Here is a 17,101-nt window from a genome sequence, read left to right as displayed (position 1 = left end):
CTTCAACGAGACCGGCTCGTCCTCGCTGACGATCCAGTCGAAGGGTGGTACGGCGATCAACTCGACCAACCTCGGCATCGATGCCCAGGCCACCACGGTGGCGGACAGCGACTCGGGTCTGGACGCGGTGCTCGGCAAGCTGTCGACGGCGCTCAACACGCTGCGCTCGCAGTCGTCGGCCTTCGGTTCCAACCTCTCGGTGGTGCAGAACCGTCAGGACTTCACCAAGTCGATGATCAACACGCTGCGCGGTGGTGCGGACAACCTCACCCTCGCCGACCAGAACGAAGAGGGTGCGAACCTGCTGGCGCTCAACACCCGCGCCCAGCTCGCCACCTCGGCCCTGTCCTTCGCCTCGCAGGGCGACCAGCAGGTCCTCCAGTTCCTCCGGTAAGTCCACGCTTCGGAGACGATCGGGAAGGGCGGCCCTCGGGCCGCCCTTTTCATTTCAGGCGGCCCCGTTAGCGCTCCGTTAACCATGCTGGACAACATTGCGAAACAGGGAGCGACGCCTGCGCCGCTCATCCCGCGCCGTTGGAGACCGGAATGGCCAGATCGCTGGAGTGGGCGCGGCCCCTCGACGAACGCACGACCCAGCGCGCTGTCGACTATGCGACCCGGTCCGCCGAGGCGGCCCTCAGCCGGGGCGAAGCCTTCATCGCGGTCCGCATCGCCCGCCAGCTCGGCCTCGCCCAGCCGGGTGAGGCCGCCCATCGCGTCCTGCTCGCCAGGGCCCTTGGTGCCACGGACGATGCGTCCGACTTCATCGCTCGCCACGCTGCTGCGACCGATCCCGATACCCTCGACGGGCTGGCTGCGTGCCACCTCACCCGCGGCGACCTCAAGACGGCGAGCGAGGTCTGGCTGTCCCTGGCACGCGCCGATTCGAGCCGTGCCGATGCCTTCCTGAGTTTTGCCTGGTGCATGGTGCGCGCCGGCAATATCGAGACCGCCGAGCCGATCGTCGCGCATCTGAACCGGGTCGCCAGCCATCCCAAGATCGACGCCGCGGCCATGATGATCGCCATGTCGCGCGGCGACTATGACGGGGCGCTCGCCTGCGCGCGCAAGGCGCTGGCTGCCGGGCCCGACGCCCATGTCTGGCTGCCGCTGGGGCCGGCTTTCCAGGCGGCTGGCGCGGCCACGGAGGATGTCTTCGCCCTCGGCATGCGGCTCGAGGACCTCAGTGCCGTGCTGCATCTCTATGATGTCGGCCAGCACGTGCAGAGCGGCCGCAACCGCGAGGCCGTCGCGGCGGCCGACCTGGTCCTGGCGCAGATCCCGGACGATCACTGGGCGTCGATGTTCAAGATCATGGCGCTCATGGCGGCCGAGGACAAACTCGGTGCCGTCCAGGCCCAGGCGGCGATGGCCTCCGCCACGGGGGCGCGGCTGGAGGCCCTCACGCGGCTGATCGAGCTGATGCACGATGCCATGGCCCACCAGCAGGTCGTCGACCTCGGCCGCATCCTGCGCGAACGCATGCCGGACCATACCGGTCTGCTGTCGACCATTGCCCATTCCGCCAGCCATGTGGCTGACATGGATTTCTCCGAGGAGCTGATTGCCTCGCTCCAGCCCCTCTCCGACGTCGTCGGCAAGGGCGGGCTCTCGCCCTTCATGGTGCTCGCCATGACCGACGATCCGGCGCTGCAGCGCGCGGCGGCGGAGCGCCGGTCGCGGGCGCTTGCCGGCCCCTCGCAGCCGCCGGTCCTGTCCGTATCTCCGCCCGTTCCCGGCGAGCGGATCCGCGTCGGCTATTTCTCCAATGACTTCCACAATCACGCGACCATGAAGCTGCTCACGGAGGTCCTGGAATGCACGGATCGCCAGCGCTTCGAGATCATCGCCTATTCCTATGATGCCATGCCGGAGGATGCCGAGCGTGTCAGGGCGCGGGCGGCCTTCGAGCGGTTCGAGGATGTCGCGGCCCTGACCGAGCCGGAGATCGCCGACAAGATCCGCGACGACCGGATCCATGTGCTCGTCGACCTGAAGGGCTATACCGGCGGCTCCCGCCTGGGGATGCTGAAGTATCGCCCCGCTCCCATCCAGGTGAACTGGCTCGGATATCCCGGGACCTACGGCATGGCCGAGGTCGACTATGTGATCGCCGATCGGTTCATCGTGCCGGAGGGTGCGGAGGGCGCCTACAACGAGGCGGTGGTGCGGCTTCCTGACACTTACCAGCCGAACCGGCGCAGGCGTGAGGTGGTCGATGCGCCGACCCGGGAGATGGTCGGGCTGCCGGAGGGTGCCTTCGTCTTCGCCTCCTTCAACCACATCTACAAGGTCGGCAGCGAGCTGTTCGCCGCCTGGATGGACATCCTGAAGGGCGTGCCGGGCTCGGTGCTCTGGCTGCTGGCGCGCGATCCGGTGGTCAAGGATCGCCTCACCGCCCGGGCTGAAGCCCATGGCGTCGATCCGTCCCGGCTGATCTTCGCGCCCGTCCTCGACCATGCCCGGCATCTCGCGCGCTACGCGCTGGTCGACGTGGCGCTCGACACCTATCCGGTCGGCTCGCACACCACCGCCAGCGACGCCCTGTGGATGGGCGCGCCGCTGCTGGCACTGTCGGGCAACAGCTTCGTGTCGCGCGTGTCCGGCAGCCTGCTGCAGGCGGCGGGGATGCCTCAGCTCATGTCGGACAGCTTCGACGAATATGTCGCCAAGGCGATTGCCCTCGGCAACGATCCGGGCACGGCGCGGGCGATGCGCGAAGACCTCCTGCGCCGCCGGGACACGATGCCGCTCTTCGATCCGGCGCGCTTTGCCGAGCATCTCGGGCGGGCCTATGAGGGCATGGTGGAGATCTGGAGGCAGGGCGAGAAGCCCCACGCCTTCGACGTGACCTCGGTCGACGTCGAGCCGATGCGCTCAGTGGAAGTCGCGTGACTTCGGCAGCACCCTGACGTCGCGGGGGTGGCGCCCGCCGGTCCGCGGATATTGCGGCCGGTTGACCTCGTCGGCGCGGGCGAGGCTGTCGCGCATCGCATCCTCCGACAGCAGCGACAGGTCGGCCGTGCGGTCGATGATGTCCTCGGCCATGAGGTGGACGACCCCCTCGGGGCTGCGCTGAACCACGCCGCGCACCAGCAGCAGCCGCCCGCCAATGATGGCGCGGCGGAAGGCCTCCATGCGGCGGGCCCAGAGCACCACATTGGTGATGCCGGTCTCGTCCTCCAGGGTGATGAAGACGGCCGTGCCCTTGCCCGGGCGCTGGCGCACCAGAACCACGCCCGCTGCTTGTGCCCGTGCGCCGTTGGCGGCGGCTGAAATTGCGGCGCAGGTCATCACCCCCTCGGCCTGGAAGCGCTGGCGCAGGAAGGCCAGCGGATGGGCCTTCAGCGACAGGCGCACCGTCTGGTAGTCGGCGACGACATGCTCCGACAGCGGCATGGCCGGCAGGTTCGCATCGGCCTCTGCGCCCAGCTCCTTGGCATCGGCGGCGGCGAAGAGCGGCAGCGGATCGTCGTCGGGCAGGCGGCGCACCGCCCAGGCAGCCTCGCGCCGGTCGAGGCCGAGGGAGCGGAAGGCGTCGGCATCGGCGAGGATGCGCAGCGCCCGCGCCGGCAGCGCCGCCCGGCGGGCGAGGTCCTCGACATCGCGAAAGGGCCGGCTCCGCGCCGCCGCGAGGCGCTCGGCCCAGGCCAGGTGAAAGCCGTCGAGCTGGCGGAAGCCGAGGCGCAGCGCCAGCGGCGCCTCCGGATCGTCGCGCTCCAGCGTGTTGTCGAACAGGCTCGCATTGACGTCGACGGCGCGGACCTCGACGCCATGCTCGCGCGCGTCACGGACGATCTGCGCCGGCGCATAGAAGCCCATGGGCTGGGCGTTCAGGAGGGCGCAGGCGAAGATCGCGGGGTGGTGGCATTTGATCCAGGAGGAGATGTAGACGAGCTTGGCGAAGGAGGCGGCGTGGCTCTCGGGGAAGCCATAACTGCCGAAGCCCTTGATCTGGTCGAAGCAGCGGCGCGCGAAGGCCGGGTCGTAGCCGCGGGCGACCATGCGGTCGACCATGAGCCGCTCGAAGCGGCCGATCGTGCCGACATTGCGGAAGGTCGCCATGGCGCGGCGCAGGCCGTTGGCCTCGTTGGCGGTGAACTGCGCCGCCACCATGGCGAGGCGCATGGCCTGCTCCTGGAAGAGCGGTACGCCGCAGGTCTTGTTCAGCACCTGGTAGAGCTCGTCCGGTGGCCCGTGCTCGGGCGCTGGCGAGGGATAGACGACGGGCTCCAGCCCCGCCCGGCGCTTCAGATAGGGATGGACCATGTCGCCCTCGATGGGGCCGGGGCGGACGATGGCGACCTGGATGACGAGGTCATAGAGCTTCCGCGGTTTCAGCCGCGGCAGCATGTTGATCTGCGCCCGGCTCTCCACCTGGAAGACGCCGATGGAATCGCCGCGGCAGAGCATGGCGTAGACCGCCGGGTCCTCGGCCGGGACGGTTGCGAGGTCGAGGTCCGGCCCGCCGGTGTCGCGCAAAAGGGCGAAGGCCTTGCGGATGCAGGTGAGCATGCCGAGTGCCAGGACATCGACCTTCATCAGGCCGAGTGTGTCGATGTCGTCCTTGTCCCATTCGATGAAGGTGCGGTCCGCCATGGCGGCATTGCCGATGGGCACGGTCTCGTCGAGCCGGCCGCCGGTGAGCACGAAGCCGCCGACATGCTGGGATAGGTGGCGGGGAAAGCCGATGAGGCGGCTCGCCAGATCCACGGCGCGGCGGATGAGCGGGTTCGTCGGGTCGAGGCCGGCCTCGCGCACGTAATGGTCGCCGATCTCCGTGCCCCATGAGCCCCAGACCATGCCGGCGAGGCGGCCGGTAATATCCTCGGTGAGGCCGAGGGCCTTGCCGACCTCGCGGATGGCGCTGCGCGGCCGGTAGCTGATGACGGTGGCAGCGATGCCGGCCCGCTCGCGGCCATAGCGGGCATAGATGTGCTGGATGACCTCCTCGCGCCGCTCGTGCTCGAAATCGACGTCGATGTCCGGCGGCTCCTTGCGCTCGGAGGAGATGAAGCGGGCGAAGAGCAGGTCATGGTCGTTCGGGTCGACGGCGGTGATGCCGAGCACGTAGCAGACGGCGGAATTGGCGGCTGAGCCGCGGCCCTGGCAGAGGATGCCCTTGTCCTCGGCGACGCGGACGATGTCGACGATGGTGAGGAAGTAGCGGGCATAGTCGAGCTCGGCGATGAGGGCGAGCTCGTCGGCGAGGAGCTTTCGCACCTTGTCCGGCACGGTGCCGCCATAGCGGTGGGCGGCACGCTCCCAGGTGATCTTTTCCAGCCAGCCCTGCGGTGTCCAGCCCGGCGGCACGGGCTCCTGCGGGTATTCATACTTCAGCTCGGCCAGCGAGAAGTCGATGCGGGCGAGCAGGTTCTGCGTCTCGGCCACCGCCTCCGGGCAGTCTCGGAACAGGCGCGCCATCTCGGCCGGGGGCTTGAGGTGCCGCTCGGCATGAGCCTGCAAGCGAAAGCCCGCCTCCTCGATGGTGACGCCCTCGCGGATGCAGGTGAGCACGTCCTGCAGGTCGCGCTGGGCGGGGTCGTGGTAGAGCACGTCGTTGACGGCGAGGAGCGGCAGGCCGCTCGCCGCCGCGAGGTCGCGGAGGGCAAACAGCCGGCGGCGGTCCTCGCCGTCGCGGCCCATGGTGGCGGCGAGCCAGAGCTGACCGGGCGCCGCCTCGCCGAGCACTTGCAGGGCACGGGTCAGGGTCGCCTCATCGTCACCGGGCATGACGATGAGCAGGAGGTCGCGGGTGTCGGCGGCGAGATCGTCGAGGGTGAGCCGGCACTCGCCCTTGCGTCCCCTTAAGTTGCCGGTGGTGAGGAGGCGGCAGAGCCGGCCCCAGCCCACCCGGTTCTGCGGATAGACGATGACCTCCGGCGACCCGTCGCAGAAGACGAGGCGGCTGCCGACGGCGAGGCGGAAGCGGGCGGCGGCGGCCTTGATGACCTCCTGCGAGAGGTCCGGGCGCGGCGCCTTGACGAAGCTGACTTCGCCCGGCCCCGAGCCCTCGCGCACCCGTTCGGGGGGCGGCAGGCCCTCGCTGCGCAGCTCTTCCAGCGTCGCGTGGGCGCGCACGACGCCCGCCACCGTGTTGCGGTCGGCGATGCCGATGCCGGATTGCCCCAGCAGCAGGGCGGTGAGCACGAGGTCGCGGGCGTGGGAGGCGCCGCGCAGGAAGGAGAAGTTCGTGTGGGTGGCGAGCTCCGCATAGACCATGGCCGCCTCAGGCGAAGAGCCCATGGATGAACCAGCGGGGGCTCGCGGTCTCGCGGCCATAGAGGCCCTGGCGGAAGACCCAGAAGCGGCGGCCCTCGCGGTCCTCGAGGCCGTAATAGTCGCGCGTCAGCATGTCCTCGCCGTCGCGCCACCATTCGCCGGCGATGCGCTCCGGCCCCTCGGCGCGGATGATCTGGAAGGTGGTGCGCCGCCAGTGGAAGCTGGCGGGCGGCCCGTCCGGCACCTCGGCGAGGGTCTCGATGGGCTGCGGCGGGTCGAAGAGCTGCAGCGGCCGGGCGAGGGGGCGCGCCGCTGCTGGGCCGGCGCTGCGGTAGCTGCCGCCTCCGACCGCGATGGCCGGCACCATGACCTCGGCGCGCTCCGGAATATGGGAGGGGCGGTCGAGGAAGCGCAGCACATTGGAGCGGCCGAAGCGGGCGACGAGGTGGTCGACGAGGGCGGTCGTCTCGCGTTCGGCCTCGCCGCGGCCGTCGATGAGCACCTGGCGGGCGGCGAGGACTTCCGTGCGCGGCACGGCGAGGCGCAGGAGATCGAAGCCGAAGCCGGGATCGGTGGGATCGTCGAGGAGATGCATCCGCTCGGTGAAGAGGCGTGAGACGGCGGCGGTGTCGCGCGTCGCCTCGCCCGTCTCCACCGCGATGCGGCGGACCACGCCGTCGGTGCGGAAGAAGCTCGCCTCGAAGAGCCGCCCGCCCTCGCCGCGCTGTTCCAGGCTGGCCGCGGCCTTGCCGAGCACGAGCGAGAGGGCGCCGGTGAGGTCCTCGCGCCGCGCCACGGGCTCTGCGAAGCGCCGCTCCACCATGCAGGCGGCGACCGCCCGGCGCGGCGTCAGCCGGGCATCCTCGTGGCCACAGACACGGCGCAGCCGGGTGGCAAGGCCCGCGCCGAAACGGGCGACGAGGAGGTCGCTCGGCCGGCTCGCGAGGTCGCCGATGGTCTTGAGGCCGGCGCGGGTGAGGGCGAGGGCGGTGGAGGCGTCGATGCCAAGGGCGCCAACAGGCAGCCTCGCCACGGCCTCCGCCTCGCCGCCGGGCGGCACGATGCCGGGCCTGCCGTGGCGGGCCAGGGCCGCCGCTGCCTCGGGCGTGCCGGCCAGCGCCGCCCGCGCGGTGAAGCCGGCGCCGCGCATCCGTTCGAGAAGATCGCGGCAGAGCGCTGCCTCGCCGCCGAAGAGATGGGCGCAACCGGTGACGTCGAGGGTGAGCCCGTCCGGCGCGTTGAGGGCGACGAGTGGGGTATAGCGGTCGGCGGCGTCGGCGAGGCGTTCCAGAAGGTTCTGGTCCGCCACCGGATCGTGGTCGATGGCGGCGAGTTGTGGCACGCAGGCGCGGGCATCGGCGAGCTTCTGGCCGGGCACGAGGCCGAGTTCGCGCGCCATGGGGTCGACCGCGGCGAGGCGCATGGCGCCTGCTATCCTCTCGACAAGGACGAGCGGGGCCTCAGCCGGCGCGGCGGAAGGGGATGGATTGCGGCTCCACAGGCGGCGCAGCCGTTCGCTCGGCAGGAAGGGGAGCCAGACGGCCAGGTAGCGCCGTCCGCTCGCGGAAGCGGCCATGTTCACGATCCCACTCCATGGACCAGTCGCGGGGAGGAATGCCGGCGCGGTGGCGCAGCAGGGTGACGGAGAAGGCGGGCCGACCCGGCATGCCACCCTCGGCGGCCTCGGAAGCAAGGCCGCGCACGCGCCAGCGCGAGAGGGCGGCGGAGGGCTCAGGCTCGGCGCCGGCACGGGTCATCAGCACGGTGACGCCGCTCTCGGCCGCGGCGAGCGACAGGCGGCGGCTGGCGGTGAGGTCGAGGATCTTCGGCGCGCCCCAGATATCCGCGACGACCGTGCCGACAGCGCCGCAGCGGGCGGCGTCCAGCGTTGCCCTCAGCGCGTCTTCCGCGTCGCGCACGCGCACCATCACCACCGCGCCCGGATCAAGGCCGAGGGCGGCGAGGCCGCGGCCATAGGGCCGGCCGAATTCCTGGTCGAGGAAGCGCTGGCGCACCCAGACGAGCGGACCCGCCGGCGCGACACGGCGCGCGAGGCCGAGGGTGAAGCCGGTTGCCGCCGGCACATGGACGGGCGCCTCGGCATGGACCTCGTGCAGTGCGGCGCGGGCGATGCCGCCGCCGAGCGCCGCGTCGAGGCCGGCCGCACCGAGCGGCACGAGGCCGGACCCGTCCGAGGGGGCATGGGGCGACGCCGGGGGCATGCCCCCCCGCTCCAGACGCGCAAGGGTGCCCTTCAGCGCCGCGAGGGTGTCGCGTCGCGCGGTCATAATTGTTCCCGTTTTGTTCCTGTATAGAGAGGACTCCTGTCGCGAGAGTCAAGGCGAGTCTGGAAAGGGGGCCGGGGCCAATCCCGGCCATGGTGAAGAAGGGCTGGCGACGGCCGTCGTCCGCGGCCCGGGGGGCAGCGCCTCGCGAGCCTCAATGCACCCGGAACTCGCCGGCCACCATCGCCATCTCGGCGGGGCCAATCAGGTCCTTGTGGGCGACGGTGACGCGGTAGAGCTTGCCCTCGAGGCTCGCCTGCCAGAAGGCGAGGAAACGCTTCAGCTCGGGAAAACGCGGGGCGAGGTCATAGGCCTGCCAGACATATTCCTGGAGGATGGAGGGATGGTCGGGCAGGCGGTAGAGAATGCCTGCCGTGGTCAGCCCGTAGCCCTCGATCTGGCGGGCGAAATCTGCCGATGCCATGCACGAACCTCCTTTGCCGGATGACGAATCCGAGTGCATCGCAACATCCGGCATCAGGCAACAGGAAAGTTCATTTTCATCATCGAAATCAGACTGTTATCACTCGCTTCAAAAAAGTGCTGACACAGGTGGTGAAGGGCAGCATCCGGCGTCCGGCCGCATCGCCGGACGGCAGGCCGGAGGGCATCGGGTGAAGCGCTCGCTCCCTCCTCGCGACGGGTCCCGGCGACGGTCAGCGGCGGTCCCTGCCGGCGGATCTCACGACCCCGCGCAGCCCGTCGGCGACAATGTCGAAGGCGAGGCGCATCCGCGCGTTGGTGCGCAGGTCGCGATGGGCCACGAGCCAGAGGGGCACCGGGATGCCCGGCAGGTCCGGCAGGATCCGGCTGATGCCCGGCAGCCTTGCCGCAGCCGCATCCAGCACCACGCCGATCCCCAGCCCGCGCGCGACCAGCTCCCAGAGGGCCAGGGCATTGTCCGACACGATCCGGCATTGCCCGGCGGCGACCGGTACCCCATGGGCGGCGAGATGCGCGATGAACCGGTCCACGGGCTCGAAGGCCAGCATATCGGCCGTCGCCAGATCCTGCGGCGTCTGCGGCATGCCATGGGCGGCGATCCAGCTGTCGGCCGCATAGAGATGCGCCCGCAGGTCCCCGACATGGCGTCCGATCAGTTCGGCCTCGATTGGCCGGACATGGCGGATGGCGATGTCGGCCTCGCGCCGGCGCAGGTCGCTCAGCGCATCGGTCACCACGATGGTGATCGCCAGTTGCGGCGCGTCCCGGCGCAGGCGAGCGAGAATGTCCGGCAGGACGTGAACCGCCATGGCCTCGGTCGCTGAGATGGAGATCTCGCCGGCAGGGTCCTTTGCCTCGCCCGCCGCAGCCAGCGCGAAAGCATCGGCGGCTTCCGCCATGACCCGCGCATGATCGAGCAGCGAGCGCCCGATGGGTGTCAGCACCAGCCGCTTGCCGATCCGGTCGAACAATCCGACGCCGAGATCGGCCTCCAGCGCTGCGATCTGGCGCGACAATGTCGGCTGCGTCAGGCCGAGATGGCGTGCCGCCGCCGACAGCGACCCCGCCTCGGCGGTCGCACAGAAGGCGCGCGCCCAGTTCCAGTCCATGATCTTCATGCAATTTCGTATATCGCTCTTACGTGGTCGTTCAATGGCGAATGACCATGGCCGTGCTAGCGGAAGGGCAGGAGAGCCTGATGACCGTTGCTGCCGCCACACGCTTCTGGGACCGCATCGCCGAACGCTATGCCGCCGATCCGATCACGGACATGGCGGGCTATGAGCGCACGCTCGCGCGCACGGTGGCCCTGCTGAAGGCGACCGACAGCGCCGTCGAGATCGGCTGCGGCACGGGCACGACGGCGTTGAGACTGGCGCCGGCCGTCGCACGGATCATCGCCACCGATGTCTCCCCGGCGATGATCGCCATCGCCCGGCAGAAGGCTGCGGCGCAGGACTGCCCCAACATCACCTTCGCGGCCCGCGCGGCCGAGGAGCCCGGCGGCCCAGCGGGGACCCACGACGCCGTGCTGGCCTTCAATGTCCTTCATCTGGTCGCCGACCGCGCGGCTGTGCTCGCCGAGGTGTACCGGCTGCTGAAGCCGGGGGGCCTGTTCATCTCCAAGACGCCGTGCCTCAAGGAGATGAACCCGCTCATCCGTCTCGCCCTGCCGGTGATGCAGCTGATCGGCAAGGCGCCGCCGGTCGATGTCTTCGCGGCCACCGATCTGGAGGCCGCCCTCGTCGTGGCGGGGTTCACCCTGGTCGAGCGGGATCGTCACGGCTCCGGGCGTCGCGATCCCCGCATCTTCCTCGTCGCGCGCCGCGACTAGGCGCGGGCCCGTTCCGTCCGGACCCTTACCACTCCACTTCGGCGCCGATGCCGGCGGCGGCGCGCCCATCGGCACCGATCTCGGTCTGGATGCGGATGCGGCGGGTCAGGTCGATGTCGACGCCGATGGCGCTGTTCTCCGGCCTCGCGCCGGTGCGGACGCCGACCCTGACGCGCTCGTTGATGGCGCGCGAGACGCCGACGGTCGGCCCCGAGGCGCCGGTGGTGACGTCGAGATTGTCAACGCCCAGCGCCCGGCGCGTCGCCTCGAAGGCATCGGCGCCGCCGCTGCCCGAGAGGATCGCCACGGCCTGGGCGAGCTGCACCGCCTGGAAGGGCGAGAGGCCCGCCGCGGCGCGCTGGAACAGCAGGCGCGACAGCACTTCGTCCTGTGGCAGGGTCGGCGTCGAGGAGAGGGTGAATTCAGGCTGGGTGGCGCGGCCGGTGATGCCGATGCTGGCGGTGATGTCGGTTGCGCGCGTCTCGGCGACGAAGTCGAGGTCGGGGACGAGGTCGCCGCCGCCGAAGGTGACGCGGCCGCGGGTGAAGTCGAGCCGCTGGGTCAGAATGGACAGGCGGCCGCGGCGCATTTCGAAGGCGCCGTTGGCGCGCATGTCGCGGGTGGTGCCGGCGAGCCGCAGCTGGCCGCCGAGCTCGGCGTCGATGCCGCGGCCGCGCACGAAGACCCGGCCCGGCGCGTCGAGCACCACATCGAGGGTCGCATTGAACGGGGCGCGGCCGCGCGTCGCTGCCGCGGCGCGCTGGCGTTCAAGCTGGGCGAGGCGGGCACGGGTCTGTGCCGGGGCGCCGACGTGGCGGGCATCGCGCAGCGGCTCGGCGTTCGAGGGGAGCCGGTCCGGGACGCGCACCTCGATGGTCGTGACATCGATCCGTCCGGAGAGGCGCGGCGTGGTCGCCAGCGGCCCGCTCACGCCGAGATCGAGGCTGGCGGTCATCTGCATCACGTCGCTCGACACCAGCTCGGCATTGCGGGCGGAGACCTTCAGGTCGGCAGGGAAATTGCGTAGCGGATCGGCGCTGACGCGGCCGGTGAGCGCCACCGTCCCGCCGTTCTTCGCCCGCGCGGTGAGGCGCTCGACGACGATGTCGGTGCCGCGGCCCATGATGCGGCCCTCGATGGCGGTGAAGGCGATGCCATTCAGTGGATCGCTGAACGAGCCGCCGGAGAGCGTCGCCGTGCCCTGGATATCCGGGCGGGTCGCGGTGCCGCGCAGAGCGCCGTCGATCGCGAGGCGGCCGGTGACGCGCTGGCCGGAGCCGGCGAGCTGGGCATTGGCGAGCGCGGCGTCGAGGCTGCCACGCACCGTGAGATCGAGGGCGCCGGCCGCGGTCATGGGGACTGAGCCCGCAACGGTCAGGGCGATGGTCCGCCCGCCATTGATCGTGGCGTCGAGGCTGGCGCGCTCGCCGCGCGCCTCGCCGCGGGCGGTGATGTCGAGGGCAGGCACGCCGGCATTGCGGGTGGCGGGAGCGGCGAAGCCGCGCACCGTCGCCTCAAAGGGGCCGCGGGGCGCTGCGGCCGGTCCGCGCAGGGTGGCGCGGGCGTCGAGCGTGCCGGCAAGGCCGATTCCGGGGGCGAGGATGTCGATGGCGGCGAGCGGCACGCGGCGCGCCTGGACGGTGGCGTCGAGCTGGGCTCCGAGCGTGCCGGTGACCTCCACCTCGCCGCCCTGCAGGGCGAGCGTCAGCCGCTCCGTGCGGATCTCGGCGCCCTCGAAGGTGAGGGTCGCCGGACGGGCGAGGGCGATGCGGGCGCCCTGGCGGGTGGCGGTGAAGCTTGCGAGGTCGAGGCGGTTCGGCGATCCGGGGATGAGGCGGCCATTGCTGGCCAGCACGAAGCCGCGGGCGCGGGCGGCAAGCGTCACGTCGGTGGCCTCGCCGCTCCCCGTCGCCTTCAGCTCAATACGCTCGACGGTTTCGCGACCGGCGACGAGGCGGTCGACGGTCGCCTCGCCCTGCAGGCGCGGGCGGCCGTAAAGGTCCTCGCCGCGCAGGTCGGCGCGCAGGATGTTGAGGCTGGCGGCTCCGAAAACCAGGCGCTGGCCGTCGCCCTGCACCGCGACGGACTGGCGGCCGCCGGTCGCGTCGGCGACGAGGGTTGCGCGCAGGCTCCCCGAGAGGCGGGTGAGGACGAGCGGCGACAGGTCGTCGATGTCGCCGGCGGCAATGGTCATCCGGCCGCTGGCAAGCCTGCCGGGACCGGTCCGCCCCTGGCCCTCCGCCGTGACCGAGCCGAGGCGCAGCGCCAGCCGGTCGAGAAGCCAGCCGGCGCCCTCGCTGCGGGCGACCGCGTCCGCCGTCAGTGGCTTGCCGTCGATGTCGCCGCGGCCGGTCAGGGTGATGGCCGGGCGCGACGTCACCGTCTTCGCGTCGATGGTCAGGACGAGGTCGCGGATCGGCCGGTTCAGCACGCGGGCATTCGGCGCGGCAAGGCGCAGGACCACGTCGGGGTCGATGAGGTCGCCGGTGATGGTGGCATCGGCGCGGGCGGCGCCGGCAAGCTGGCCGTCGACCTGCGACAGGTCGGGGAGGGCGAGGGCTGCGCGCATGGCGATGCGCCCGTCGCCCATCGTGCCGTCGAGGCCGGCGGTGACATGGCGTCCGCCCAGCGTCACGCCCTCGAGCGTCATGACGGCGTGGCGGCGGATGATGGTGCCGGCAAGGGTCGCCTGCCGGCCGATGACGCGATCGGCGACCGGGTGGCCGAGGGCGAGTTCGGTGGCACGTCCATTCAGCACGACGCGGGTGAGCCCCTGCGAGGGATCGCCGGAGAGCGTCGCCGCCACATAGCCCTGGCCGGAGAGCGGGCGGCCGGCGAGCCGCGACAGGGCCGAGAGGCGGAGGATATCGGCCTGTACCTGACCGTCCAGCAGCTTCGCGCCGCTGCGGCCGGTGAAGGCGAAGCGCAGGTTCGGCGAGGCGACGGACAGTTCGGACACCTCGGTGACCGCCTCCTCGTTCACCACCGCCCGCAGCTTCAGCGCGGCGCGCGGCCCGATGGCCTCGGCAATGCCGGCATCGGCGAGGACGAGGCCCTCGACGGTCCCGTCGGCAACGACGCGATAGCGCTTGGAGCCTGCCGCCTCGGGCTCGGCTGCGATGAGGGCGCTCATGCTGCCGATCTTCGCACCAGGCCCGTCGAGGCCGGCGAGATCGAGCTTGCCCTCGACCCGCGGGGCGTCGAGGGCGCCCATGGCGCTCATGTCGAAGATCAGGCGCTCGATGCGGGCGGAGCCGCGGGCCGTGGCGCCGCCGGCATTGGGCAGGGCGCGGCCGCGTGCGGTGACGTTCAGTTCGTTGCGGGCGGTGAGATAGCCCGCGGCGGTGAGTTCGGCGATGTCGGAGGCGAGGCGGAAGGCCTCGATGGCATAGCCGCCATCATCGCCGAAGACGATGCGGCCCTCGAGCCTGGTCGCCCCGGCGAAGACGGCCGAGACGCCGGGCGGCAACAGGTTCTCGATGCGGGCATCGAGCCTCAAGGCCAGCCGGCGGATCTGGGCATCGCGCGACAGGATGGCGTCGCCGCGGGCGTTGATGTCCGGACCGGCATCGAAGGCGATGCGCCCGCGCCAGTCGTCGAGGCGGCCGTTGCCGGCGAGGTCGAGCTTGACCGGCGGCAGTCCCGGCAGGTTGGCGAGGCGCGCGAGGATGCCGCCGGCCGGTTCGTCATGCTGGACCGAGAGGTCGAGCTGCTGGCTCGACGGCACGAAGCCGAGCTTGATGGTCGAGAGGCCGGGGGCATCGGTACGGCGCACCTGGACATCGGCATTGAGGCCTTCCGCCGCCCGGCCGATGGAAGCTGTGCCAGCCGCGGAGAAACGGGCGGCGACGCCGAGGACAGGCTCGCCCAGCACGAATTCCCCGATGGCGAACTTGCCGATCTCCACCTTCACCGGAAGCTCGGGCACCAGCGGTCCGTCGCTCGGCGGCGGGGCGGCTGAGGAATCGGCCACCGGCTTGCGGAGCAGTTCGACCCGGCCGATCTCGAGGTTCTGGATCTCGAGCCGGCGTGAGAGCAGCGCCACCCGCCGCCAGACGAGGCGGATCGTGTCGATGCGCAGATAGACGCCGTCGCGGTCGGCGATGGTGACATTGCGGATCATCGCATCGGAGGAGAGCGGGCCCTCCACCGCGCCGATGGACACGGTCGATCCCGGCGAGGACAGGGTGCGCGAAATGAAGCCGGCGAGGATGCCCTGGTCCTCCTGCGCCTGCGGGCGGGTCGGCGCGAGCAGCATGGCCGCGCCCGTCACCAGGATGGCGAGGACGAGGAGGGCGAAGAGGGTGCGGGTGCGCGTCATCATCAGAAGGCCTGTCCGATGCTGACGTAGAAGGCATAGGGCCGCTCGCCGGTGCGGCGCTGCAGCGGCACGGCGACGTCGAAGCGGATGGGGCCAACGGCGGTGTAGTAGCGAAGCCCGAGGCCAGCGGCGTAGCGCAGCGGCGCCGAGCCGTCGGGCAGCGAGCCCGAATAGGCCTGGCCCATGTCGAAGAAGGGCACGATGCCCAGCGTCTCGGTGATCCTGATCCGCGCCTCGAGCGAGGCCTCGAACAGGCTCTTGCCGCCGGTGACATTGCCGAAGGCGTCGCGAGGACCAAGGCTCTTGAACTCGTAGCCGCGCACCGAGCCACCGCCGCCCGCATAGAAGCGGCGGGAGGCCGGGATGTCGGCGAGCGTGCCGCCGAGGATCGAGCCGAAGGCGACGCGGCCGGCGAGGATGGTGCGGGCCTGCTCGTCGATGGCGTAATAGGCCGAGGCCTGGATGCGGCTGATGAGGAAGCTGTCCGGCGCGGCGCCGAAGCCGAGATAGGGCGTCACCGTGGCCGTCACGCGCACGCCGCGGGTCGGGTCGAGCGGCCGGTCGGTGGTGTCATAGGAGGCCGCGACCGGCAGGCCCACGAGGCCGTAATCGTAGCGGCCGAGCACGTCGACAGAGCGGCCGACCTCGCCCTCGACGCCGGCCCGGACGTTGAACGTGTCGGTGAAGCGGTGGCGGATGGCGACCGTCGCATTGGCGAGGTTGCTGGTATAGAGGTCGGTGATCTCGCGCTGCACGAAGGCATCGACCAGGAGGTCGTTGCGGGTGCCCCAGAGCGCCGGCTTGAGGAACGAGGCGGAGAGGCGGCCACCGATATCGTCGGTGTTGAAGCCGCGCCGCGTGGAGCCGCCCGGCCAGTTCTGGTTGCCGGTGAAATAGAAGAGGTCGGCATCGAGGCGCAGGCGCTCCGCCCCGCCGAAGAGATTGCGGTGGGCCCAGTAGGCCTTCAGCGACGGGCCGTCGATGGTCGAGTAGCGCAGCGAACCGCCGAGCACGCGCAAGGGCCGCTCGGTCACCTCGACATCGATGGGCAATTGGCCATTGGAATCGAGGGCGGTGCCCTCGCGCACGCGCACGCCCCCGATGGCCTCGATCCGCGCCACCGACCGGCGGATGTCGGCCATGGCCTTGCGCGAATAGGGATCGCCGCGCTCGGCATAGATGAAGGAGCGGACGACGGCGGGATCGACCTGCTGTGTGCCGGAGACGCCGATGCCGCCGATGCCGGCGCGCGCGCCCGGATCGACCATCAGCGTCAGGTCGACGGTGCGGGAGGGGTGGTCGATGACCGGCTGGCGTCGCCCGACCTTGACGAAGGGGTGGCTGCGGTCGCGGAAATGATCAGCGAGGGCTGCTGCGGCCTGAAGAACCTCCTCGGTGCGGGCGGCATCGCCGGGCTTGATGGTGACCAGCCGCGGCGGCAGCACGGCGGGATCGAAGGGCAGGTCGCTGCGCTGGTCGAGCACTTGGACCCGGCCGAAGCGGTAGAGCGGACCGGTCTCGACGACCACCGCAACGGGCACGAGGGCGCGGCCGCGGAAGCTGTCGATGGTGGCGCGGGCGCCGGCGCCGGCGGGACGGTCGAGGCTGATCGCCTGGCCACCGACGACGATGGAGACGCGGGCGGCGTAATAGCCGGAGCCCCAGAGCGCATCGACGATGCGCGGCAGGTCGGCCTCGGCGCGGCGAACGAGTTCGTCGCCGTTCTGCGGCGCCTCGGCCCGAAGACGATAGAGGATGGAGACGTCGCGGATGGCGGCGAGTGCGGGGGCGTCGGAGCCGAGGCCCTGGATGTCCAGCTGATAGGCGACGGCCTGGGCCGAGACGGCCGGCGGACGCTCGCCAAAGAGGCCAAAAAAATCGAAAGCATGGGAGGTCTGCGGCGTGCTGACGTGCAGCACACCGGCGAGAAGACAGGCGTATCGGCGGGATTTGACTGTCCCGTGAGCCACCATTCCAGACCTTTCGGACGCAATA

The 17,101-nt window shown here is 71.1% G+C and carries 10 protein-coding genes; 3 read left to right on the top strand and 7 right to left on the bottom strand.

Translation table 11 applies throughout. From position 1 onward, the window contains the following. A partial coding sequence (locus O9344_RS19500; protein WP_298481204.1) for a flagellin occupies positions 1-394 on the top strand: 394 nt, incomplete at its 5' end. Between the two features lie 152 nt (positions 395-546). Beyond that, positions 547-2,895 carry a hypothetical protein gene (locus tag O9344_RS19495; RefSeq protein WP_298481202.1) on the top strand — a complete coding sequence of 783 codons (2,349 nt, stop codon included), beginning with the start codon at positions 547-549 and terminating at the stop codon, positions 2,893-2,895. Here O9344_RS19495 and O9344_RS19490 read toward each other — a convergent pair. The 5 genes from O9344_RS19490 to O9344_RS19470 form a co-directional block, all read right to left on the bottom strand. After that, entirely contained in the window at positions 2,878-6,246 is a 3,369-nt protein-coding gene (locus O9344_RS19490; protein WP_298481200.1) for an error-prone DNA polymerase, read from the bottom strand. The two genes, O9344_RS19495 and O9344_RS19490, sit on opposite strands and share 18 nt — an antisense overlap. Next, complete coding sequence (locus O9344_RS19485; protein ID WP_298481198.1) at positions 6,230-7,798, bottom strand: DNA polymerase Y family protein; 1,569 nt, start codon at positions 7,796-7,798, stop codon at positions 6,230-6,232. Before O9344_RS19485 ends, O9344_RS19490 begins: the two co-directional genes overlap by 17 nt. Continuing rightward, entirely contained in the window at positions 7,683-8,510 is an 828-nt protein-coding gene (locus tag O9344_RS19480) for a hypothetical protein (RefSeq protein ID WP_298481196.1), read from the bottom strand. The genes O9344_RS19485 and O9344_RS19480 overlap by 116 nt, the downstream gene beginning before the upstream one ends. 151 nt (positions 8,511-8,661) lie before the next feature. Next, a complete protein-coding gene (locus tag O9344_RS19475; protein WP_298481194.1) occupies positions 8,662-8,931 on the bottom strand; it encodes an usg protein in 270 nt (89 codons plus the stop codon). Between the two features lie 232 nt (positions 8,932-9,163). After that, positions 9,164-10,069: a LysR family transcriptional regulator gene (locus O9344_RS19470; RefSeq protein WP_298481192.1), complete on the bottom strand. Its 906-nt coding sequence runs from the start codon at positions 10,067-10,069 to the stop codon at positions 9,164-9,166. 80 nt (positions 10,070-10,149) lie between these two features. On the opposite strand from O9344_RS19470, the gene O9344_RS19465 reads away from it, so the two are divergent. Next, positions 10,150-10,785 (top strand): class I SAM-dependent methyltransferase, encoded by a 636-nt coding sequence (locus tag O9344_RS19465; RefSeq protein ID WP_298481190.1) that lies wholly within the window; start codon positions 10,150-10,152, stop codon positions 10,783-10,785. A 25-nt stretch (positions 10,786-10,810) separates the two neighbouring features. Here O9344_RS19465 and O9344_RS19460 read toward each other — a convergent pair whose 3' ends face one another. Both O9344_RS19460 and O9344_RS19455 read right to left on the bottom strand, forming a co-directional pair. Continuing rightward, positions 10,811-15,109, bottom strand: a complete 4,299-nt coding sequence (locus O9344_RS19460; protein WP_298481188.1) for a translocation/assembly module TamB domain-containing protein — start codon at positions 15,107-15,109, stop codon at positions 10,811-10,813. Then, entirely contained in the window at positions 15,109-17,076 is a 1,968-nt protein-coding gene (locus O9344_RS19455) for a BamA/TamA family outer membrane protein (protein WP_298481186.1), read from the bottom strand. Before O9344_RS19455 ends, O9344_RS19460 begins: the two co-directional genes overlap by 1 nt. Between the last annotated feature and the right edge of the window lie 25 nt (positions 17,077-17,101).

The organism is Phreatobacter sp. (assembly GCF_027532945.1).
In the GTDB taxonomy this organism is placed as follows: Bacteria; Pseudomonadota; Alphaproteobacteria; order Rhizobiales; family Phreatobacteraceae; genus Phreatobacter.
The sequence above is the reverse complement of the archived record's forward strand: the minus strand, read 5'-3'. Positions and strand labels throughout refer to the sequence as shown.